General features: G+C 65.1%; 22 protein-coding genes. 12 read left to right on the forward strand and 10 right to left on the reverse strand.

Annotation, left to right across the window (positions count from 1 at the left end; all coding sequences use genetic code 11):
* Positions 1-94: 94 nt before the first annotated feature.
* Positions 95-1498: an NAD(P)H-quinone dehydrogenase gene (locus ACODSO_RS24060; protein WP_489039187.1), complete on the reverse strand. Its 1404-nt coding sequence runs from the start codon at positions 1496-1498 to the stop codon at positions 95-97.
* Positions 1499-1669: 171 nt separating this feature from the next.
* Here ACODSO_RS24060 and ACODSO_RS24065 point away from each other — a divergent pair, with 171 nt between their 5' ends.
* Entirely contained in the window at positions 1670-2131 is a 462-nt protein-coding gene (locus ACODSO_RS24065) for a gamma-glutamylcyclotransferase family protein (RefSeq protein ID WP_489039188.1), read from the forward strand.
* Here the strand turns inward: ACODSO_RS24065 and ACODSO_RS24070 are convergent.
* The 4 genes from ACODSO_RS24070 to ACODSO_RS24085 all read right to left on the reverse strand — a co-directional run bounded on the left by ACODSO_RS24070 (position 2128) and on the right by ACODSO_RS24085 (position 6217).
* On the reverse strand, positions 2128-3291 hold the full coding sequence (locus ACODSO_RS24070; protein WP_489039189.1) for a M20 family metallopeptidase: 1164 nt from the start codon (positions 3289-3291) through the stop codon (positions 2128-2130). The two genes, ACODSO_RS24065 and ACODSO_RS24070, sit on opposite strands and share 4 nt — an antisense overlap.
* Positions 3288-4457, reverse strand: coding sequence for a M20 family metallopeptidase (locus ACODSO_RS24075; RefSeq protein ID WP_489039190.1), 1170 nt, complete (start codon positions 4455-4457; stop codon positions 3288-3290). The genes ACODSO_RS24070 and ACODSO_RS24075 overlap by 4 nt, the downstream gene beginning before the upstream one ends.
* A 15-nt stretch (positions 4458-4472) precedes the next feature.
* Positions 4473-5180, reverse strand: a complete 708-nt coding sequence (locus tag ACODSO_RS24080) for an enoyl-CoA hydratase/isomerase family protein (RefSeq protein ID WP_068380674.1) — start codon at positions 5178-5180, stop codon at positions 4473-4475.
* A gap of 86 nt (positions 5181-5266) precedes the next feature.
* Entirely contained in the window at positions 5267-6217 is a 951-nt protein-coding gene (locus tag ACODSO_RS24085; RefSeq protein ID WP_489039191.1) for an NAD-dependent epimerase/dehydratase family protein, read from the reverse strand.
* Between the two features lie 58 nt (positions 6218-6275).
* On the opposite strand from ACODSO_RS24085, the gene ACODSO_RS24090 reads away from it, so the two are divergent.
* Genes ACODSO_RS24090 through ACODSO_RS24100 form a run of 3 tightly spaced genes read left to right on the forward strand, consistent with a single transcriptional unit; the run spans position 6276 to position 9352 of the window.
* On the forward strand, positions 6276-6875 hold the full coding sequence (locus ACODSO_RS24090) for a TetR/AcrR family transcriptional regulator (RefSeq protein ID WP_489039192.1): 600 nt from the start codon (positions 6276-6278) through the stop codon (positions 6873-6875).
* Positions 6876-6926: 51 nt separating this feature from the next.
* Entirely contained in the window at positions 6927-7754 is an 828-nt protein-coding gene (locus tag ACODSO_RS24095) for a purine-nucleoside phosphorylase (protein ID WP_489039193.1), read from the forward strand.
* Entirely contained in the window at positions 7751-9352 is a 1602-nt protein-coding gene (locus ACODSO_RS24100; protein ID WP_489039194.1) for a phospho-sugar mutase, read from the forward strand. Before ACODSO_RS24095 ends, ACODSO_RS24100 begins: the two co-directional genes overlap by 4 nt.
* Here ACODSO_RS24100 and ACODSO_RS24105 read toward each other — a convergent pair.
* Positions 9349-10014: a DUF2797 domain-containing protein gene (locus ACODSO_RS24105; protein WP_489039195.1), complete on the reverse strand. Its 666-nt coding sequence runs from the start codon at positions 10012-10014 to the stop codon at positions 9349-9351. The genes ACODSO_RS24100 and ACODSO_RS24105 overlap by 4 nt on opposite strands.
* Between ACODSO_RS24105 and ACODSO_RS24110 the strand changes: the two genes are divergently transcribed.
* Positions 10009-10302 carry a hypothetical protein gene (locus ACODSO_RS24110; protein WP_489039196.1) on the forward strand — a complete coding sequence of 98 codons (294 nt, stop codon included), beginning with the start codon at positions 10009-10011 and terminating at the stop codon, positions 10300-10302. The genes ACODSO_RS24105 and ACODSO_RS24110 overlap by 6 nt on opposite strands.
* Here the strand turns inward: ACODSO_RS24110 and upp are convergent.
* Positions 10284-10907, reverse strand: coding sequence for a uracil phosphoribosyltransferase (gene upp, locus ACODSO_RS24115; RefSeq protein ID WP_489039197.1), 624 nt, complete (start codon positions 10905-10907; stop codon positions 10284-10286). The two genes, ACODSO_RS24110 and upp, sit on opposite strands and share 19 nt — an antisense overlap.
* A gap of 98 nt (positions 10908-11005) precedes the next feature.
* On the opposite strand from upp, the gene ACODSO_RS24120 reads away from it, so the two are divergent.
* Genes ACODSO_RS24120 through ACODSO_RS24140 form a run of 5 tightly spaced genes read left to right on the forward strand, consistent with a single transcriptional unit; the run spans position 11006 to position 14365 of the window.
* Positions 11006-11305: a type VII secretion target gene (locus ACODSO_RS24120; protein WP_489039198.1), complete on the forward strand. Its 300-nt coding sequence runs from the start codon at positions 11006-11008 to the stop codon at positions 11303-11305.
* Positions 11302-12453 carry a C40 family peptidase gene (locus ACODSO_RS24125; protein WP_489039199.1) on the forward strand — a complete coding sequence of 384 codons (1152 nt, stop codon included), beginning with the start codon at positions 11302-11304 and terminating at the stop codon, positions 12451-12453. The genes ACODSO_RS24120 and ACODSO_RS24125 overlap by 4 nt, the downstream gene beginning before the upstream one ends.
* On the forward strand, positions 12450-12773 hold the full coding sequence (locus ACODSO_RS24130; RefSeq protein WP_489039200.1) for a hypothetical protein: 324 nt from the start codon (positions 12450-12452) through the stop codon (positions 12771-12773). Before ACODSO_RS24125 ends, ACODSO_RS24130 begins: the two co-directional genes overlap by 4 nt.
* A complete protein-coding gene (locus ACODSO_RS24135; protein WP_489039202.1) occupies positions 12770-13072 on the forward strand; it encodes a YbaB/EbfC family nucleoid-associated protein in 303 nt (100 codons plus the stop codon). The genes ACODSO_RS24130 and ACODSO_RS24135 overlap by 4 nt, the downstream gene beginning before the upstream one ends.
* Positions 13073-13087: 15 nt before the next feature.
* Positions 13088-14365: a primosomal protein gene (locus ACODSO_RS24140; RefSeq protein ID WP_489039203.1), complete on the forward strand. Its 1278-nt coding sequence runs from the start codon at positions 13088-13090 to the stop codon at positions 14363-14365.
* Positions 14366-14368: 3 nt separating this feature from the next.
* Here ACODSO_RS24140 and ACODSO_RS24145 read toward each other — a convergent pair whose 3' ends face one another.
* On the reverse strand, positions 14369-15481 hold the full coding sequence (locus tag ACODSO_RS24145) for an adenosine deaminase (RefSeq protein ID WP_489039204.1): 1113 nt from the start codon (positions 15479-15481) through the stop codon (positions 14369-14371).
* Between the two features lie 195 nt (positions 15482-15676).
* On the opposite strand from ACODSO_RS24145, the gene ACODSO_RS24150 reads away from it, so the two are divergent.
* Positions 15677-17197 (forward strand): APC family permease, encoded by a 1521-nt coding sequence (locus ACODSO_RS24150; protein ID WP_489039205.1) that lies wholly within the window; start codon positions 15677-15679, stop codon positions 17195-17197.
* Between the two features lie 14 nt (positions 17198-17211).
* Positions 17212-18063, forward strand: a complete 852-nt coding sequence (locus ACODSO_RS24155) for a universal stress protein (RefSeq protein ID WP_489039206.1) — start codon at positions 17212-17214, stop codon at positions 18061-18063.
* 169 nt (positions 18064-18232) lie between these two features.
* Here the strand turns inward: ACODSO_RS24155 and ACODSO_RS24160 are convergent, their stop codons facing one another.
* Complete coding sequence (locus ACODSO_RS24160) at positions 18233-19648, reverse strand: NAD(P)/FAD-dependent oxidoreductase (protein ID WP_489039208.1); 1416 nt, start codon at positions 19646-19648, stop codon at positions 18233-18235.
* Positions 19645-21135: a gamma-aminobutyraldehyde dehydrogenase gene (locus ACODSO_RS24165; RefSeq protein ID WP_489039209.1), complete on the reverse strand. Its 1491-nt coding sequence runs from the start codon at positions 21133-21135 to the stop codon at positions 19645-19647. Before ACODSO_RS24165 ends, ACODSO_RS24160 begins: the two co-directional genes overlap by 4 nt.
* Positions 21136-21140: the final 5 nt, after the last annotated feature.

Below are 21140 nucleotides of genomic sequence, written 5' to 3' on the forward strand. Positions count from 1 at the left end.
GAGAGGAATGGGCTCCGCCCCAGTGGCGCGGTCGAGTGCACCCGAATGCACTCAACCGTGCCACTGGGAGCCGGAGGCTCCAGAGCAGGACGAGTCAGTCCAGGTCGTCGTGCCGCATCAGCTGACGCGCGGCCTCGGTGATCGAGCCCGTCAGTGACGGGTACACCGAGAACGTTGCCGCAAGGTCGTTCACCGACAGATTGTTCTGCACCGCCATCGCGATCGGCAGGATCAACTCCGACGCAGTCGGTGCGACGACGACGCCACCGATGACCACACCGGTGGCCGGTCGGCAGAAGATCTTGACGAAACCGCGCTTGAGCCCCGACATCTTGGCTCGCGGGTTGGTAGCGAGCGGCAACATCACGGTGCGAGCTGGGACGTCTCCGTTGTCGATGGCGGATTGACTGACGCCCACCGACGCGATCTCCGGCCGCGTGAACACTGCGGACGCCACCGTCTTGAGCTTGATCGGCGTGACGCCTTCACCGAGTGCGTGGTACATCGCGATACGTCCCTGCATCGCCGCTACCGACGCCAACGGCAGCAGTCCGGTGCAGTCACCGGCCGCGTAGATGCCGGCGACCGAGGTACGCGACACGCGGTCCACCCGCAGGTATCCACCCCGGTCGAGCTCGATCCCTACATTTTCCAAGCCGAGGCCCGACGTGTTCGGGATCGAACCGACGGTCATCAGAGCGTGGCTTCCCTCGACGGTTCGGCCGTCGGCGAGTCGGACGATGACCCCGGTGTCGGTTCGCTCGACAGCGTCGGCGCGCGCGTGCTTGACGAGCGTGACCCCGCGTTCGTTGAATGCGTCCTCGAGCACGAGCGCCGCATCCTCGTCCTCGTGCGGCAGCACGCGGTCGCGGCTCGACACTGCGGTCACCTTGACGCCCATCTCGGTGTACGCGGAGACGAACTCCGCACCCGTGACGCCGGAACCGACGACGACGAGGTGCTCGGGCAGTGCGTCGAGGTCGTAAAGCTGACGCCAGTTGAGGATCCGTTCGCCATCGGGCTCGGCGCCCTTCAGCACGCGCGGACTCGCACCGGTAGCGATGAGGACGACATCGGCGTCGAGGATTCGTTCGGATCCGTCGGCGAGCGTCGCGCGTATCTGATGCGCAGCCATACCTACCTGCGTGTCGATCATCTCCGCGCGCCCCGAGATCAGCTCGACACCCACCGAGCGCACCCGCGCCGCGATGTCGGCGGACTGGGCTCGAGCGAGCGACTTGACCCGCTCGTGGATCTGCGGGAGCGCTACCGCTGCTTGCGACGGGTCGAGTGCAATCCCGAGATCGCTGGCGCGACGCATCTCCGTCCTGATGCCTGTGGACGCGATGAAGGTCTTCGACGGAACGCAGTCCCACAGGACACATGCGCCACCGATGCCCTCGGAGTCGACGAGAGTCACCTTTCCCCCGTGCTGTGCCGCCACCAGTGCTGCCTCGTACCCGGCTGGGCCGCCACCGATGATTACGATCCGGCTCATTGATCCTCTTTCGAATTGGGGGAAGTTGACTTGTGGTCCGCCGTCGAGGCTATTGCAGTGACGGGCGTCATGCACCGGTAAGGCTCACTTCACTGATCTCGACCAGCGCTGATGTCGGATTCGGGGGTCGCCCCGCGACCCCCGACGTGCCGACGGATTAGGCTGGCCGACGTGCCAATTTATGCCGCCTACGGATCGAACATGCATCCGGAGCAGATGTTGCAGCGTTGTCCGCACTCTCCCCTGTCCGGAACCGGCTGGCTGCACGGGTGGCGTCTGACGTTCGGCGGCGGCGACATCGGCTGGGAGGGCGCGCTCGCAACGGTCGCACCCGACCAGGACGAGAAGGTGTTCGTGGTCCTCTACGACGTCTCCGAAGAGGACGAACAAAGCCTGGACCGGTGGGAAGGCTCGGAACTGGGCATCCACCGCAAGGTCAGGCTACGGGTCGAGACCGCCGACGGACCGGTCCTTGCCTGGCTGTACGTGCTCGACGCCTACGAGGGCGGCCTTCCCTCAGCCCGCTACCTGGGTGTCATGGCCGAAGCGGCAGAGATCGCCGGCGCTCCGGCCGACTACGTGCGGGACCTTCGTACCCGCAACAGCCGCAATGTCGGGCCTGGCACCAGCTAGTTCGGTTCGAGCGCGATACCCGTCATGACCTTGACGCCCACTGCGAGGGCGCGTTCGTCCAGGTCGAAGGTCGGCTGGTGGATGTCGAGCTGAGGTCCGGTGCCGGACCAGACACCGAGCCTCGCCATTGCGCCGGGAATGTCTTCGAGGTACCAGGAGAAGTCTTCCCCGCCGCCCGATTGCACAGTGTCCGCCAGCGCGGCCGGTCCGACCCTCCGAATGGCATTCTCGAAGGTTCTCGTCACCGCAGCGTCGTTGACCACCGGCGGAACCCCACGCTTGTAGTGCAGTTCGAAGCGGACCCCGGTGGGCGCGAGCAGACCGGTCACGATCTCGGAGACCATCGGCTCGAGCAGCGCCCAGGTTTCGTGGTCGCCGGTTCGAACTGTTCCCGTCAGCATCCCGGTCTGCGGAATCGCGTTGGGCGCTTGGCCTGCGACGACTGCACCCCACACCATGACGGTGCTGGTCCTGGGATCGATCCGTCGACTGAGCATGCCGGGGAGTCCGGTGATCACGGTCCCCAACGCGTAGACCAGATCAGTCGTCAGATGGGGGCGCGAGGTGTGACCGCCCGGTGAGTCCAGGCGCAGCTCGACGGTGTCCGCTGCCGAGGTGATCGCGCCGACGCGGACTCCGACCTTGCCGACTTCGAGGCGCGGATCGCAGTGCAGGGCGAAGATCTTCGTCACACCCTCCAGCCCTCCCGCCGCGACGACGTCGAGGGCACCGCCGGGCATCACCTCTTCGGCCGGCTGGAAAATGAGCCGAATCCCGAAGGGCAGGTCGGGCAGCGATGCCAGCGCCAGCGCGGTGCCGAGCAGAACGGTGGTGTGCGCGTCGTGTCCACACGCGTGCGACACACCGGGGACGGTGGAGCTGTACGTCGCGCCGGTGAACTCCTGCAGCGGTAACGCATCCATGTCGGCGCGGAGAGCAACACGGGGGCCGCTCGGGCCGATGTCGCAGATCAAGCCGGTTCCACCGGGCAACAGCTTCGGCGACAGCCCTGCAGCTTCGAGCTCCTCGGCCACGAACGCCGTGGTCGCGAATTCCTGTCGCGCCAGTTCCGGGTTGGCATGAATATGGCGACGCCACGTCGATAGGTCGTCTGCGTGCTTCAGGATCCACGTGTCGACGAGTGCGTGTCTGTCGATCATGTCGCTGCCCGCGCTTCCACGCCGCTGAGCAGTCGTGCTCGCACGTCAGCGTCCTGGGCGGCACGCACTGCGGTCCTGGCCAGCAACCGAGCGCCGTCGAGGACAGCGGTGTCAGCGGACGCGGTGATGCAGGCCGCCGCGAACTCCGGTTGATGGGTCACTGCGCCCGCCGAATCCAGCCCGATGACCGGATGGATTCCGGGTAGAACATTCGTCACATTTCCCATATCGGTACTGCCCAGAGGGCGGAATCCTTCCAGTTCTGGTGCAAGCGGCCTGCGCCCGATCGCCTCCGCCTCGCGGCGGAACTGCGTCACGAGCCAGGGATCAGGGGTCAGTTCCGTGTACGTCGGTGAGATCGTTCGAATTTCGTGAGTACATCCGGTCGCCAGTGCACCGGCCTCGAAACACCGGTACGTCTTCGTGGTCAACGCGGCCAACGACTCCGAGGTGTGCGCGCGGAGGTAGTACAGCAATTCGGCGTGCCCGGGAACGATGTTGGGCGCGAGCCCACCGTCGCTGACGATGCCGTGTAGTTGTTGGCCGGGGGCCAGGTGTTGGCGAAGCAGACCGATCGCGACCTGGCTGATGGTGACCGCGTCGCCCGCGTTGATGCCCCATTCGGGTGCCGCCGATGCGTGGGCGGCACGCCCGGTGAACTTGATACCGATGTCGGACAACGCAAGTGAGGTGGCGCCGACGATGTCGAACGGACCCGGATGGACCATCAGTGCCGCGGCGACCCCGTCGAACACTCCTCGCTCCAGCATCAGAACTTTGCCGCCTCCGCTCTCCTCGGCGGGAGTGCCCAGGACGGTGACGGTGATCCCGAGTTCGTCTGCGAGAGGCGCGAGAGCAATCGCCGCTCCGGCTGCGGATGCAGCGATGATGTTGTGCCCGCAGGCGTGACCGATTTCCGGCAGGGCGTCGTATTCCGCGCAGATGCCGATGTTCAGGTCGCCGGAACCGTACTTGGCGGTGAACGCAGTGGGCATATCCGCGACGCCCGACTCGATCTCGAAACCACGGGCACCGAGCAGCTCGCGCACTTTTGCGGAGCTTCGATATTCCTCGAACGCCAACTCGGGCTCGGAATGAATCGAATGCGACAGTTCGATCAGCTCTGGTGCGGCGCTCTGCACACCTGCATCGGTCTCATCGATCACCGCACCAGTCTGTCACTACTGGTTTCCGAAGCTGAAGTTGCTCTCACCTGTCGGGGTATTCAGAGCAGCGAGAACGTCGGCGTGGATGCCCGCCTTGATACCCGCGAGGTTCTTTCCGCGCGTATTCGTCAGTGCTGCCGCACGCTCGACGGCGGATGACAGGACCTCGTCCTCGGTCACTGCAACGTCGGCGATACCTGCGGTGACGGCATCGGCTCCGCCGAAGCGACGGCCGGTCGTCATGGCCTCGATCGCGGTCTGCCTCGGCAGTCGAGACGTGACCAATGCCGACATGCCCACCGTGAACGGCATGTTCAGGTTGACCTCGGGGAGGCAGTAGAAGCCGCGATCGACTCGGACCGTGCGGAAGTCGTGTGCCGTCGCGAGCATCGCACCGGCGCCGAACGCGTGGCCCTGCACTGCCGCCACCGTTGCCATCGGGAAGGTGAGCAGACGGGTGTACAGCGTGTGGACGCGGTCGAGGTACCAGGTGATCTTGTCCAGGTTGGCGAACAGCCAATCGGTGTCGAGGCCGTTGGTGAAGAACTTCCCGGACGCCGTCGTGACCAAGGCTGTGGGGCCCTCGGTGGCCTCCACCTCGTCGAGGAGAACGTGGACCCGATCGATCCACTCGGGGTGGAATCGGTTCTCGTTGTTCTCGGGGCCTGCCTCGTCACCGAGGTAGAGGATGTGCACGTCACCGCTGCGTTCGAGGAAAGGCATAGGCGGATACTACCCGGCGGTAACATCAGGCCTCGAGGGCAGCGACGCTACTGCGTACCGGCGCGACGAATATCGGCTTCATGCTGTCAGATGCCCGACGCCCCCGGGGACGTCATGATGCCGGCAGCCTGCAGTTCTTCGCTCAGGTCACGAAGTGAGACCGCGCCGTGCAGCCACGTGGGGGCGCTGATTTCGATCCGCCCTTCCAGCAACGCCCGGGCCGACCAAGCACCGATCACAGCTGTTGCCACCGACTGCTCGCGCCCCGTCGCCCACGCCTGCATGCCACCGTGGTCACGCGCGACGATGGCCCAGCGATCGCCTCCCGGCAGGACCGACGGCGTGAACCGAGACAGCCACGGCGCGTGCGTCATGGCGGCGAGCCCTACCGTCATCAGCCGGGAATCGAGCCGTAGATAGGTTCGGACCGGAACTGCCAGCTCCTCCGTCAACCGGTGCTGGTCGGCGAAATCCGCTCGCAACGACGCGAATCGCCGATATCCCGATTCAGCTGGGAAATCGAACTGCTTGCCTGCGGTGAAGTTCTTGACAGACGATCCGTCCGGGTCGTCGAATCTCGTGCCGAGCAATCCGTAGGTCCACTCCGTGGCCGCCGCCCCGTGTCGTTCCCCTGCACCGAGCCCGATGGCAACATCGACCCCTGTCGAACGTTCCGAGAAGGCCTCACGGGCAAGGATTCCCGACAACCCAGGTGCGATTCCGACCCCGACGAGCACAGGCCCACGAACTGCGTTCAATGCCTGCGTGTACGAGCTGGTCGCCGAGATATCGACGAAGGGGATCTCGCGTCCTGCAGAGATCCGCGCGAGGTCGACGTCCTCGCTTCCCGATGCGTTTACTACCACGTCGACGCCGTTCAACGCCTCCATGTACGCACTGTGGTCGCGAAGATCAACAGCGAGATCCGCTCGTGCCGGATCGCGTCCCGCCGAGACAGTAGCGACACCATCCGCTCGAAGCGTGTCGACGATGCGCCGGCCGACAGCGCCGTATCCGCCGAGAACGAGAACAGTCATCAGAAAGCCTCTCTAGAGTGAAGAACTAGAGCACTACTCTAGAGCTAGACTCTTCTTCGTGGTCAATTCCTCCGACACCAGCGCTCGCTCGAAGATTCTCACTGCGGCCCACCCGCTGTTCGTCGGCGGCGGATACGCGTCGACGACCATCAAGCAGATCGCAACCGACGCGGGAGTCGCAGTGCAGACCGTGTACTTCGTGTTCGGCAACAAGCGCGCGATCCTCGAAGCGGTGCTCGACCGCGCGATCGCGGGCGACGAACTCCCCATTGCCACTCTCGACAGGCAATGGGTCGCCGCCGCCGTCGCCGCCTCGGACCCCGCAGAGCACCTGCGAATCCACGTGCACGCCGCCAGCCTCGTCTCCGAACGCGTCGCGGGAATTCTGCTCGCGGTCCGCGCGGGCGCACACGCCGATCCGGACGTGGCAGCACTGTGGCGAACCAACGTCGAGCAGCGAGTCATCGTGCTTCGGCATCTCATGACCTCGCTGGCCCAGAAGGTCGACGGCATGGACGTCGAGACCTGCGTGGATGTCGGCCTGGCGCTGTTGAGTCCCGAGAACTTCACTTTGCTCGTCGACGATCGCGGATGGACGACGGAAGAGTACGAAGCCTGGGTGGTCGAAGGACTCGCGGCGGCAGCCGAGTGTGGATGACAACAACTATCTGTCGCCGCATCGACCGTCTATCTCCTAGGGTGGTCCCTCGTGGGAACTTCTGACGCACACAGTGCCGACCCGACCATCGACCCGGCAGGTGCCGCCGCAACTGCGGCCGCCGCCATCGCCGAAGCAACCGGCGTCGCCGCACACTCGGTAGCGATCGTTCTCGGCTCGGGCTGGCAGGCCGCCGCCGATCGGTTCGGTGAACCGACGGCGACCATTCGCATGGCCGATCTCCCTGGGTTCGCGCCGCCGTCGGCGTCGGGACACTCGGGAACCATCACCTCGGTCAATGTCGGAGGGACGCACACCCTCCTACTCCAAGGCCGTACGCACGCATACGAAGGTCACGAGCTTCGACGCGTCGTGCACCCGGTGCGCACCGCCGTCGCTGCCGGGTCCGGCACCATCGTGTTGACCAATGCAGCGGGCGGAATCCGCGAGGGCATGAGCGTCGGACAACCGGTCTTGATCTCGGATCACCTCAACCTCACTGCCCGGTCACCGTTGATCGGCGCCGAGTTCGTCGATCTCGTCGACGCCTACTCCCCCGAGCTTCGCACTCTCGCGCGCAGCATCGATCCCACTCTCGAGGAAGGCGTCTACGCTGGCCTACCGGGTCCGCACTACGAGACGCCCGCCGAGATCCGCATGCTCCGAACGATCGGAGCCGATCTCGTCGGCATGTCGACGGTGCACGAAACCATTGCCGCACGCGCGCTCGGTGCCCGGGTCCTCGGAGTCTCGCTCGTGACCAACCTCGCTGCCGGCATGACGGGTGAACACCTCGACCACAAGGAAGTCCTCGAGGCAGGTAAGGCTTCGGCGTCGCGTATGGGCGAGTTGCTGCACCGACTGGTCTCGACGCTGTGACATCCGATCTCTCCGAACAGCTTTCCGAGTGGATTGCCGGAGATCCGGACCCGATCACCCGCGACGAGCTGGCAGAGCTCTCCGAATCCGAACTGACCGAGCGCTTCCGGGCTCCCCTGAGTTTCGGTACCGCTGGTCTGCGCGGCGAGGTGCGGGCAGGACCGAACGGAATGAACGTCGCTGTCGTCGTTCGCACCACGGCCGGAATCTGTACGTGGTTGCAGAAGAAGTGCCTCGGCGGGTCGACGGTAGTCGTCGGCAGGGACGCACGCCACGGGTCCGAGGTGTTCGCAACCGCAGCTGCCGAAACCCTTGCAGCTGCCGGTTTCTCGGTGGTGCTGCTCCCCCGCCCGCTCCCGACGCCTGTGCTGGCCTTCGCCGTTCGCGCTCTGGATGCCGATCTGGGTGTTCAGATCACCGCCTCGCACAACCCTGCCGCCGACAACGGATACAAGGTCTATCTCCGCGGCGGTGCGCAGTTGGTCCCGCCTGCCGACAAGGAGATCGAAGCCGAGATCGCTGCAGTGGGCCGTGCCGTCGACGTACCCCGCAGTCTCGTCACCCCGGGCGGCGCCGACGTGACTGCTCGCTACCTCGACACTCTGCCCGCGCTCGTGCACGCACCTCGTCGAAACATCCGCATCGCGCTGACACCCTTGCATGGAGTCGGCGGCGAAATTGCACTCACCGCGCTGCGCGGACTCGGATTCCTCGACGTCCACGTCGTGGCAAGCCAATTCGACCCGGACCCCGATTTTCCCACCGTCACGTTTCCCAATCCGGAGGAGCCAGGAGCAGCCGACGCTCTCCTCGCCCTCGCTGCAGAGGTGGACGCCGACCTCGCGATCGCACTGGATCCCGATGCCGACCGGTGCGCAATCGGCGTGCCCGGCCCTGGAGGCTGGCGAATGCTCAGCGGCGACGAAACCGGGGCTCTGCTTGCCGATCACATCCTGAAGTCGGCGCCACCGGACTCGTTGGTGGCCAACACTATCGTGTCCTCTCAACTGCTCTCGGCGTTGGCACCCGCACGCGGCGCCAGGTACGCGCGGACACTGACGGGATTCAAGTGGCTGGTACGCGCAGGGTCCGGCCTGGTCTACGCCTACGAGGAAGCGATCGGCCACTGCGTGGATCCGACGACGGTGAACGACAAGGACGGCATCTCGGCGGCAGTTGTGCTCGCGGACCTGGTTGCGCAACTGAAATCCGACAGTCGGACGCTACTCGACGTTCTCGACGACCTCGCGGTGGAATTCGGAGTCCATGCAGGCGCCCAGGTGTCGAAGCGAGTCGACGATCTCGGCCGCATCGACTCGATGATGGCACGGCTGCGCTCCGATCCTCCGACCGAATTGGCCTCTCGCGCAGTCACAGTGACCGACATGCTCGCCACACGAGGTCCGCTGAGAACCGATGCCGTCGAGCTCTCCGGAAACGGAATCCGCGTCATCGTGCGGCCATCGGGAACCGAGCCCAAGGTGAAGGCGTATCTCAAGGTCGTCGAGCCGGCCGGCTCGCGTGAGGACCTGGTGAGAGCACGAGCCACCGCCGACGCCACGTTGGACCAACTCCGGCAGTTCGCACGGACTCTCTAGAACAGAGCTGATTGCACGGCGGGCAACTCGGAGGTGTAGTCCCCGAACGTCACCCGTCGTCCCTTCAGTTCGTGCAGGTCGACGACGAACGACGCATCCTCGTCGGGGGTGCGTTCCTGCATGGTGACCCGATCGTTCAGCCTCACCACCGCCGCCTGGCCGATGCAGGCGTCGACGGTGAAACCGTGCGTGCCGGTGGTGATGTCGAGGGGATACGCGAGCCTGTTTCCCGACGCCAGATCACGAAATCCGGCCGTACGCCATGGCTCGTCCACGACGCGGTAGGTCACCTCGTCGATGGCGGGTTCGATCATCGTGCGGACACGAGCGGCGAGCGCCGTCGTCGCGGCGTCGATGCGGACGGTGTCGATCGGAAGCGCCAACGCTGCGGCCTTGGCAGAGGATCGAACAGCTTGCCGGACCTGGAGCTGCTCGGTCACGCTGTCCTCCAGCACCCGAATCACTTTGCCGTCCTCGGCTCGTGCCACGTAGCGCGCGCAGATCGCACCTTGTTCGGCGAGGCGCCCCCATTTCCTGGTGTCGGCTGCCGTACCCACCTTGTGCACTCCGTTCGCGAACGTCGCGATGTAGAGCCAATGCGGTTGCATCACATGCGCTTCGAGCTCGCGGGAGACGAACCCGCCACGATGGATGGTGTGCACGAACCGAAATCCGTCCTTGGATTCGCATTCCGAACACTGAGTGCCCACGTCCACCGGGCTCTGTCGCGGGCACGGAACGTACTCCGAACCTGCGCCCGTACGAAAAGCGACACGACCGGTGCACCAGCGCTGCGCGCCTGCAGAAGCGAAGCCGAGTCGTCCGCCGCGCAGTTCCACGTGCTCGACTGCCTTCGTCTCGATGTCGACGACGCGAAGACGAGGGTCGCCCTCGCGCGCCGGCCAGGTGACGCCGAGGACGAGCGAGATGCTCAGCGCGGGCCGAACTGACGATCGCCGGCGTCGCCGAGACCCGGCACGATGAAGGCGTCGTCGTTGAGTCCGTCGTCGATGCTCGCGGCGACGAGTCGCACCGGCAGTCCCGACGCCTCGAGGGCCGCGACGCCTTCCGGAGCGGCGACGACGCAGATTGCGGTGACGTCCGCTGCTCCCCGCTCGACGAGCAATTCGATGGTGTGGACCATCGAACCTCCGGTTGCCAGCATCGGGTCGAGCACATAGACCGGAGTCTGCGACAGGTCGTCGGGCAGCGACTCCATGTACGGAACCGGCTGGTGCGTCTCCTCGTCGCGCGCCATCCCGACGAATCCGACGCGTGACTGTGGGATCAGGCCACTTGCCTTCTCCACCATTCCCAGTCCCGCCCTGAGCACCGGGACGAGCAGCGGCGGACGCGCCAGTCGCGTGCCCTTTGTGGTAGCGACCGGCGTCGTCACGTCGAACGTGTCGATGTCGGCGTCGCGGGTGGCCTCGTACACCAGCATGTGGGTGAGCTGGCGGAGTGCGGACCGAAATGTTGCGTTGTCGCTGCGCTCGTCGCGCATCGTCGTCAGCAGTGCAGCGGCCAGGGGATGGTCGACCACGTGAGTTTCCATTCCGACAGGATAAATGTGGGAACCGATCGGCCGTCACGTGCGTCGAAGATATGTGTAGGAGTTTTTCGTGCGCCGTCGAGGAATCCATGGGGGAATCGGTGACAGAGATATCGGCAGTATCTGCGGAAGTGCACGCGTACGCGACGACGATGGGAGCGGCCGCCGCTCAGGTCGCTACAGCGGCTGCAGCGACAACTGCGTGCGGGCCTGCCGTTCTCACACCGGTGTTCGGGCTGATCGGCACCGAGTTTCTCGCTGCATTCACCGGCGTTCACAGTGCGCACGGGGCCGCGGTCGGCAGGCTCGCCGAGACGGTGGCCAGCCTCGGTGCCGCGGCATCGGCGTCCAGCGCAGCCTATGACCTCGCCGACGCCCAGACCACCGCGAGCCTGATGTGATCGAGCTGCTCGCCAAACCCATCACCGACCTACTCGGTGCTTTCGGGTCCGGCATCGTTCCCAGCGGTGGACCAGCCGACGTGCTGCGATCCTCGTCGCGGGCGCTCGAGTCGGTTCAGAGCATCGGACAATCGGCAGTCGGCGAACTTGCCTCAGCATGGAGTGGACCGGCTGCCACCGCCGCAATCGAAGTCGCCGGGCAGGCGCACACGAGCGCTCTCGGATTGTCCGATCATGGCGTCGAGATCGCGGCAGTAGTCGATCGCGCCTGCGAAAAGGTCCAGGCCGGACTTGCCGAACTGCAGGGCATTCTGCAGTCCTTCATCTCGGTAGCAGGCGCCGGCGCACCGATGCTGTTCACCCCGGCAGGCCAGTCGATGCTGATCGCGACGGCTATCGAACACCTGCAGCGCGCGCTGGCGGTCGTGGCTCGCGTGCGCGGCGAGCTTGCCGTCCACACCGCTGAGATCAGTGCCTACACCGCTCCTCCGCCGGTTCCCCAACCCGCGGGCGCAGCGCCTACGACGGCACCGGCATCTGCTCCTACCGCAGCGGGATCGGACCCGGGCAGCCAATTCGGGCAGAACTTCGCCAGGACGCTGTCGTCGTCCGCGTCCTCGGTCCTTCCCGACACTCCGTCGAACCTGATGACCTCACCGGCAACGGCAACCGTCCCCGCGGCGCCGACCTCCGACGCGTCCATGTTCACCGGCAATTCCCAGCGGAGATCGGCAAACGTGGGCGGCGTCGGAGGTGGTGTCCAGGTCGCACTCCCCGACGGAAGCGTCGCAGTGGCGCCCAACGAGGAGGCAGCAGGCGCGGTGCGCAGTGCACTGACGCAACAGGGCACGCCGTATGTCTGGGGCGGAACCGAGCCGGGCCGCGGCCTCGACTGCAGCGGCCTGACCCAGTGGGCGTACGGCGAGCAGGGTGTCGAGTTGCCGAGGCTGGCGCAGGAGCAGAACATCGGCGCCCAGGTGAGCCAGGACGAGCTCATGCCGGGCGACCTTGCAGTGTGGGACGGTCACGTCGCCATGGTGATCGGAAACGGACAGATCGTGGAGGCAGGCGATCCCGTGCAAGTCGGTGACATCCGAACCACCAACTCGGGTATGGCCTTCAAAGGCTTCTACCGGCCGACCGCATGATCGAGTCGACAGCGTGGGCCGCCACGCGCACCGATTCCGTCCGTGTCCAGGCAACCTCGGGCGGAGTTCCGACTGCCGTGCACATCGACTCACGTGAACTTCGCTTCGGCGGAACCGAATTGGCCCGGATGATCATGGAGGTGCACGCCAGAGCAACCCGGTCCGCCATGGCTCGGCATCGCACCCGGCTCGAACGCGACGGGATGGCAGCCGACATTCTCGACAGACTCGGCCTCCCCCGTGCGTCGACCGTCGCTGATACCGAGAACGAACTGTTGGGTATCGAAGCCGCACCTGTCAGCTGGATGAAATCTCTGTGAACGATCCGCTCGATGACCTGATCGATCGCGCCGACCGCGCGCTGTCCGTCATGCACGATGCATCCGAGATGCTGTCGGCGCTGCGGATAGTTCGCCGATCCGCCGACGGTCTCGCCACCGTCACAGTCGACGGTTCAGGGGCAATGGTCGACCTGTACCTGCAGCCCGATCTGTCCCGCGAGTCGGCGACCCAGCTCGAAAACTCCATCGTCGTCACCGCTGCCGAGGCCGCCGGCGAGGCACTTCGGCGTCGAGCCGCGGTATTGGAGCAGATGCAAAGTTCGCTCTCAGACACCTGAGATAGGCTTCCCGCCATGGCTGGCGACATCATCCCGATCGAACTCGGTCTCACCCGCGGCGACTTCGTGACCTTGTGGGCTCCCGAATGGCACGAAGGTGACGACGAATGGGAGGCCTTCCTCGGACACGAGGAAGATCTCTACGGTTTCGAGGCGGTCGCTCACCTGGCCGCATTCATCCGTAGCAACGACGACAACGACCTCGTCGATCATCCGTCGTGGAAGATCGTGTCGGCTCTCGCCGCCAACGAGCTCGAGCCCGACGACCTTCATCGCTTCGACCTCGTCGGTGTTCCGGAACTCGTCGCGGAGGATCCCGACTCCGATATCCTCGACGAACTCGCCGCGACGTTCGAGATGGTCCAGACCATCGGCGACGTCTGCGAACTCTCCACTGTCACTTCGTTCTTCGCCGGAAATCCACACTTGGGTTCGGTAGGGATCGGCGTCGATGCCTACGTCGGCAAAGACGGTCAGAATCTCTGGAACCGAATCGGCGCGTCCATTTCCAAGAGCTGGGACGCTGTCATCGACGCGATCGACTCGGTGGTCACCTCACCCGAGGTCGACGCCGCTGCGGTGGACGTCGCCGAAGCCGAGCTGCTCGCAGCCACCGAGAACGAGGTCGACGTCGACGACGTGTCCGACGAGGACGATGTCGACACCCTCGACGACGATGCTCCTGACGGGGACACTGCCGACGAGAAAGTCACCCCGGATCCCATCGCCGACGCTGCCGCCGAAGAAGGGTTCTGGACTTCGGTAGGCATCGACCCCATCCAGATCATCACCTCCGAGGACACCTACTACACCCTGCGGTGCTACATCGACGACGAGCCGATCTTTCTGGGGCGCACCGGAAGCATCACGGTGTTCGGTTCCGAACGAGCTCTCGCCCGGTACCTGGCCGACGACCACGATCACGACCTGGCGAAGGTCAGCACCTACGCCGAGGTGCAGACCGCAGCGATCGACGGTTCTCTGCGCATAGACATCACCGACGACAATGTGTACGTCCTGCCGGGCTTGGCAGACGATCTCGCCGAGGGACCGGAATCCGTCGATGTCGACCAGCTGGATCTGGCTGTCGAACTGTTCACCGACGCAGCGGACTTCGCCGAGGACGACTCGGTGGAAACCGCGCTCGCACGTTCGACGCCGCTCGGCTGGTATGTCTCCTACACACTCGAACCCGACCCGAACCGACTTGCACCGAGCGCGCCGTTCGAGCTGGAAGCCGAAGCGTGGCGGGCACTCGAGCGTGATTTCGAGGCCCGCCTCCGCAAGGAGTGAGCCCTATCCGACGAGCACCGCGTATCCAGGTTTGACGACGTTGTCGATCAGTTCCAGTCGTTCGTCGAACGGGATGAAGGCGGACTTCATCGCGTTGATCGTGAAGCGTTCGAGGTCGGTCCAGCCGTAGCCGAATGTCTGGACGAGGGTGTGCATCTCGCGCGACATCGACGTATCGCTCATCAACCGGTTGTCGGTGTTGACGGTGACGCGGAACCGCAGTCGCGCAAGAAGATCGAACGGGTGCTTTTCGATGCTGTCGACGGCGCCGGTCTGCACGTTCGAGCTGGGGCAGAGTTCCAACGGCATGCGCGTGTCACGGACGTATGCCGCGAGCAGTCCGAGCGACGGAGTTCCGTCCGATGCGACCGAAATGTCGTCGATGATACGGACGCCGTGACCGAGGCGGTCCGTGCCGCAGAACGCGACGGCTTCCTGAATGGACGGCAGACCGAAGGCCTCCCCCGCGTGAATGGTGAAGTGCGCGTTGGCAGCTCGCATGTACTCGAAAGCATCGAGATGACGACTGGGAGGAAACCCTGCTTCCGCTCCAGCGATGTCGAAGCCGACGACACCGCGGTCCCTGAAGCGCACCGCAAGCTCCGCTATCTCCCGTGACCGTGCAGCGTGACGCATCGCCGTCAGCAGGCATCCGACACGAATTCGCTTGCCGTTCACCCGTGCCGCTGATTCTCCTGCACGGAACCCTTCGAGAACATGCTCGACGACCTGATCCAGGGTGAGCCCTCGATCCAGGTGCTGTTCAGGGGCGAACCGCACCTCCGCATACACGACGCCGTCCTCGGCCAGGTCTTCCGCGCACTCACGGGCCACTCGACAGAGTCCCTCCGGCGTCTGCATGACCGCGACGGTGTGAGCGAAGGTCTCCAGGTACCGCTCGAGCGAACCGCTGTCGGCAGCGTTCCGAAACCACTCGCCCAAAGCAGGACCGTCCTGCGCAGGCAAGCCGTCGTATCCGCACTCGTCGGCCAATTCCAGCACGGTCTGCGGCCGAAGTCCGCCGTCGAGATGGTCGTGCAGTAGAGCTTTGGGAGCCGTCTTGATGGAGGGCAGGTCGAGCGGCGTCGCGCCGCTGATCGGATTCGCGGTACTCATGAGTCGACGGTAGCGCGATCGGAACGGACTCGCGTGCGTTCGACAACGATCCCGCACGCCGGAAGGAGTTCGATCAAGCAACCCATTTCGTTGCATTGTTACCCTTTTGAAAACAGATCAGTCGAAACCGAGCGGAACCGCAACCGAAATCGTATCGTTTTGGGCAATCGATCCGGTCTCGAGCTTGGAGTGATCATGTCTGTTGCGGATACGCCTGCGACTTCTCCACCTCCGGACGCTCCCGCGGGCAAAGGCCTGAACACGGGGGCGCTCGGTCTCGTCGGAAACATCGTCATCGGGCTGTCCGCGGTTGCTCCCGCCTACAGCCTGGCGGCGACGCTGGGATACGTCGTCCTCGCCGTCGGCGACAAGGCGCCTGCGATGTTCCTCGTCGCATTCGTTCCCATGCTGCTCACGGCGTTCGCCTACCGCGAGCTAGGACGGGACACCCCGGACTGCGGCACGTCGTTCACCTGGGGAACCAAGGCCTTCGGCCCGTGGGTGGGGTGGATGGCCGGGTGGGGACTTGCCGTGTCGGCCATCATCGTGCTCGCCAACGTCGCCGAGGTCGCCGCGATCTACCTCTTCGAATTCCTAGGAATGGAAGGGGCCGCCGAGTCCACAGCAGCAAAAGTGGCGCTCGGCTCGTTCTTCATCGTGTCGATGACCTATGTCAGCTTCCGCGGCATCCTCATCAGCGAGCGCATGCAGAACGTATTGCTGGTCGTCCAATTCGGTGTGCTGATCGGCGTCTCGATCACGGCTCTGGTGAAAGTCGGCGCGGGCACGGCAGGCCCGCAGGCCATCACTCCCGAGCTCAGCTGGATCATCCCGACCGGGGTCACGATGTCCGACGCCGCGCAGGCGATCATCCTCTGCATCTTCATCTACTGGGGCTGGGATGCATGCCTCGCGGTCGGTGAGGAGACGAAGGACTCGGAGAAGACACCGGGCCGCGCCGCCGTGATCACTACGTTGATCCTCGTCGCAACGTATGTACTCGTCGGATATGCAGTGCAGTCGTTCGCGGGATTCGGCGACACCGGAATCGGCCTGAACAACCCGGACAACCTCGACGACGTGCTGACGATCCTCGGCGGCCCCGTTGCCGGCTCGGTCGTCGCGTCGTTGTTGCTTCTCACCGTGTCGATCTCGGCACTGTCCTCGACCCAGACGACCATTCTCCCCACCGCTCGCGGCACCCTGTCGATGGCTGTCTACGAGGCTATCCCGAAGCGATTCGCCAGCGTGCACCCCAGGTACATGACGCCAGGGTTCGGCACGCTGGTCATGGGGGCCTCGGCACTGGCCTTCTATCTCGTATTGACCTTCGTCAGCGCCAACGCACTGCAGGACTCGGTCGCGTCACTCGGTCTCGCAGTGGCGTTCTATTACGGAATCACCGCGTACGCATGCGTGTGGTACTTCCGCCGGACGTTGTTCGGTTCGGTCCGAAACCTGTTCATGCGCGGAATCTTCCCGCTCCTCGGTGGACTGTCGATGACCTGGGCATTCGTGCAGAGTGCGGTGGACATGATCAAGCCCGACTACGGTTTCACTGCATACGGTCCGATCGGCGGAGTATTCGTCCTCGGCATCGGGATGCTCGTGCTCGGAATTCCGCTGATGCTGCTGTGCTTCGTCGGCAACCGAGACTTCTTCCAGGGCAAGACCTTGACCGCGACCACCGAAGTCAAGGTTCCGGACTCTTACTAGAACAGGATCACGAGATGAAACTCACCGTCGGCTATCTCGCCACCCCGAGTGGCGACGACGGCGTCGCGTTGGCCGCCGTGCTGGCGTCCGCTCTCGACGCGTCCATCGACATCGTCATCGTCATCCGCTCGGACGAGCCGGTCATGGAAGGCAGCGGCCCGTACCGAAAGGTGCTCGACGCCAAAGCCGAACAATGGTTGTCCGGCGCGCGAGCGCAGGTTCCCGAAGGCATCGAGGTGACGACACACGTCGCTCGGCACGGATCCTTCGCGCAGGGCCTGATGGAGTTCGCCGCCGAACACGACGCCGACATGATCGTCGTCGGCGGGGCCGGTGACGGACTGCTGAACCGCCACACCGTCGGATCCGTCGCCGGTCAACTCCTCCATGCCTCGCCGGTCCCGATTGCGCTCGCCCCGCGCGGATACCGGACCGGCGCGCCGCGCAGGCTCACCGGTCTGACTGCGGCAGTCCCGACCCGCACCGGCACCGCTGATCCATCGACCCTTGCCATCACGATTGCCAGTGCCGCACATCTTCCGCTGAGGTTGGTCTCACTCGTCTCACTGGAGGACGACGAAGCCGATGTCGATGGTCTCGAAACTCGGCGACGCCATGTCGCTGCAGCGCAAGCCAACCTGGAAAACGCTGCTCGCAAACTCCCCGACGTGGATGGTCTCGAGTCCGTCGTCGCGGACGGATCGAGTCTCGACGAGGCGGTCGCGTCACTGCAATGGAACGACGGCGACATCCTGTTCCTCGGCTCGAGCCGGCTCGCCGCACCGAAGCGCGTGTTCCTCGGATCCAGTGCGGCGAAGATTCTGCGATCGACCCCGGCTCCGGTGATCGTGGTTCCGCACGAGTAGGACCCCGCGCCCAAGCGGTCCGCGTCTTACGACGGTAGCGCTCCGCGTCTTGCGACCTAGGCGCTCCGCGCTAGTGGCACGGTTAAGCGCGCGCCGGTGCACTCAACCGTGCCACTGGAGGCGAAGCCTCGGGGCCACTGGAGGCGGAGCCTCCGGGCCCCTGGGAGCGTCACGAGTCGAAGCCGAGCCCGATCTTGTCCATACCCGCGAGCCACAGCCCACGCTTGCCACGGTTTCGATCGGCCTTGGCGAACTCGCTGCGCGTGATGTTGATGCCCAACGACTTGAACGGCTCGGGCGGGAACGGCAGCGGCTTCCCTCGCACCATGTTCAGCCGCGTGCGTTCGGTGTCCCGGCCGTCGAGCAGATCGAGCGCCGTGCGTGCCCCGAAGTGCGACGCCCCGACTCCGAGGCCGGTGAAGCCGAGGACACTCGCAACCTGTCCGCCCATGCCGACATCCCAGAACGCGCTGAAGCGTGAGCACGTGTCGATGGCGCCACCCCACGTGTGTGTCGCACGAATCCCCTCGAGCGTGGGGAACACCTGCAGTAGGTGCTCGGCGAGCAGCCCGAACGTCTCGGGGTGCTGGCGATGCCGCGAATCGGTGTCGCCCCCGAAACGGTAGATCGCGTCCCAGCCGCCGAACAGTATTCGATCGTCGGCCGTGAGACGGAAATAGTGAAAGCGATTTCCGCTGTCGGCCAATCCTTCTCGACCGGTCCAACCGATGCTGCTCAGCTGCTCCGCCGTCAGCGGTTCGGTCACGATGACGTAGTCCCACACCGGCACGATCCGCTGACGCAGCGACCAACGCAGCGGCTTCGTCGCAGCCGTCGCAAGCAGAACCTTCGCCGCCTCGATGGTTCCGTATCCGGTCTGCACCCGTACGCCGTCACCCGACGCGCGAAGCGACTCGACCCGACTGTTCTCGTGAATCGTCACGCCCAAAGATTCCGCTGCGTCGGCCAACCCCCACGCCAACTTCGCCGGATCGATCATCATCACATCGGGGTCGAACAACGCACCCCGCGCCATCGGGGAACTGACCCTCTGTGCGAGAGCATCCTGATCCAGATAGACCATCGATTGGCCGAGCCGCGCCGCTTCCTCGGCGAGTTCGCGCAAATCACTCGTCTGCCAGTCGAAGTTGGCGATATCGAGCTCACCGGTCCGTTCGATGTCGGCGTCGATGCCGTACTGTCGCGCGGACTTCTCGATGGCGTCGAGCGTCTGCGTCCCCATTCGGAGCAGCGCGGGCAACTCGTCGGAGTAGCGATCGAGGCCGTTGCCGAGGCCATGCGTCAAGCTGGCCGCGCAGAAGCCGCCGTTGCGTCCCGTCGCCCCTTCGGCAATGCGGTCACCTTCGAGTAGCACGATCGTACGGTCGGGATTGTCCTCCGCGGCGTGAATCGCGGCCCACAGACCGGTGAATCCGGCGCCGACCACGACGAGATCCGCCTTCGAATCGTATCGGTACCGCGGCCGAGGCGTCGGGCGCTCGCCGCGGTCGAGCCAGAACGACTCCGGCACCGCATCGACCACCATGTCGAATCCGCGGCGTGTCGGTCTTTCGGCCCACATCATCGACTGCCACCTCCGTGAGCGAAAATCGTTCGATGCCAAGGCTTTTGCGCGACCCCGGTGATATCGGTCATCACGTGCTTGATCGTCAGATACTCCTCGAACGAATAGCTGGACATGTCCTTGCCGAATCCCGACGCCCCTACGCCCCCGTGCGGCATCTCACTGATGATGGGGATGTGGTCGTTGATCCACACGCACCCGGCGTCGATCTCGCGTGACGCCCGTCCCGCCCGGTAGAGGTCCCGAGTCCATGCCGACGCGGCCAGCCCGAACGCGGTGTCATTGGCACGGCGGACCGCGTCGTCGTCTCCGAAGTGTTTCGAGACCGTCAGCACCGGACCGAAGATCTCGTCTCGGTACACCTCGTCCTGTTCCCCCACATCGGCGACAAGCGTCGGGACGTAGAAGGCTCCCGCCAGATCGGGCGTTCTACCCCCGCACACGACTCTGGCTTCTGTCCTGTTCACCATTGCCGCGACGCGATCTCGATGAGCGAACGAGACGAGCGACCCCATGTCCGTGGCGGGATCGGTCGGATCGCCGACGACCACGGTGCTCATCAGCTCCGCGACACCATCGACGAACGAGCTGTACAACGGTTCTGCGACAATGGCTCTCGTTGCCGCGGTGCAATCCTGGCCAGAGTTGATCAGCGCGCCTGCGACCGCTCCGTGCACGGCGGCATCGAGGTCGGCGTCGTCGAACACGACGAACGGGGCCTTGCCTCCGAGCTCCAACTGCACCCGCGTGCCGTTCGCTGCGGCCTGGGCCATCACGGTCCTACCGACCGGCGTCGAACCGGTGAAGGTCATGACATCGATTCCCGGATGCCCGGACAGCGCCGCACCTGCGTCGATCCCGTTGCCGGTGACGACGTTGAAGACGCCGTCGGGCACACCCGCCTCCGACGCGAGTCTCGCCAACCGCAGAGTGGTCAGCGGGGTCAATTCGCTCGGCTTGAGGACGACGCAACATCCGGCCGCGAGCGCCGGAATCGCCTTCCAGACGGCCATCTGCAGCGGATAGTTCCACGGCGTGATGGAACCGACGACACCGACTGCGTCCCGGCGGATCGACGACGTGTGCTCGCCCGAGTACTCGGCGGACGCTTTGCCGTCCACGTTGCGAGCGGCTCCGGCAAAGAACTCGATGTTGTCGATGCTTCCCGGCACATCGAATTCCGTCGCGAGTCGAATCGTCTTGCCGGTCTGTGCGACCTCTTCACGCGCGAACGTGTCGGCCTCGACGCTGACCAGACGGGCGAGTTCACGCAGAACGGATGCGCGATGCGACGGCATGGCCCGTGACCACTCCGGGAACGCCGAGCGCGCCGCGGCAACAGCAGAGTCGACGTCCTCTGCGGTGGCCAGGGCGAGCGTGGACAGAGTTTCTCCCGTCGCCGGGTTCACGATCGCATGGATATCACCCGCACCGCCGACGGGGCGGCCGTCGATCCAGCAGCCGGGGATCATCGATACGTTGTCCATGCCGG

This window comes from Rhodococcus sp. FG69, assembly GCF_057808915.1.